This is a genomic window from Ruixingdingia sedimenti (genome assembly GCF_031432425.1).
Classification (GTDB): Bacteria; Pseudomonadota; Alphaproteobacteria; order Rhodobacterales; family Rhodobacteraceae; genus Ruixingdingia; species Ruixingdingia sedimenti.
In genome coordinates this window covers 1-879 of record NZ_JAVKPH010000125.1, presented here as the reverse complement: position 1 = coordinate 879, position 879 = coordinate 1, and the positions used below count along the sequence as shown (strand labels likewise).

General features: G+C 68.4%; 1 protein-coding gene. It reads left to right on the top strand.

Annotation, left to right across the window (positions count from 1 at the left end; genetic code table 11):
- Positions 1-85: 85 nt before the first annotated feature.
- A partial coding sequence (locus RGD00_RS23415) for an IclR family transcriptional regulator (RefSeq protein WP_310459633.1) occupies positions 86-879 on the top strand: 794 nt, incomplete at its 3' end.

The window sequence follows — 879 nt, the reverse complement described above, 5'->3', positions numbered from 1 at the left end:
ATCCCCGCGCATTCTGCCCTGCGGAAGCTTGGCCTCCCCGCCGTTCCGCGATACCCTCGCCCCGCAACCACAACAGGAGCTCGCCTTGGCACGGTCCTTCAGGACGCTCATGGCCCTTCCCGGCCCGGACGAGGAAAAGACCGACCGGCAGTTCATCACCGCGCTCGCCCGCGGGCTCGAGGTCCTGCGCGCCTTCGAGCCCGGCGACAGCTTCCTCGGCAATCTCGAGATCGCGCAGCGCACCGGCCTGCCGCGCCCCACCATCGCCCGCATCACCTATACGCTCACCAGCCTCGGCTATCTCGAATACAGCGCCAGGCTGGAAAAATACGCCCTCGGCACCCCGGTGCTGGCGCTCGGCTATGCGTATCTCGGCAGCATCGGGCTGATCCGCACCGCGCGCCCGCATATGCAGGAACTGGCCAACCACGCCAATGTCTCGGTCGCCTTGGGCAACCGCGACCGGCTCAACCTGGCCTATCTGGAACTCGCCCACGGTTCCGCCACCGTCAGCCTGCGCCTCGAGGTCGGGGCCCGCATCCCGATCGCGAAATCGGCCATGGGCATGGCCTATCTGCACGCGCTGCCCGAACCCGAACGCGCCTTCCTGATCGAGGCCATCGCCAAACAGGACCCCGAGGGCTTCCCCGCCTTCCGCGACCGCCTTGCCAAAGCCTTCGCGGAACTCGACAGCCACGGCTACTGCGTCTCGCTCGGCACATTCGAGCGGTCGGTCAACGGCGTCGGCGCGGCGCTGACCGCCCGCGACGGCGGCGTCTACGCCTTCAACTGCTCCGGCCCCGCCTTCCAGCTCACCGAAGCCCGCATCCGCGAAGACGTCGGGCCAAGGCTCACCCTCATGGTCCAGAACGTCGAGGC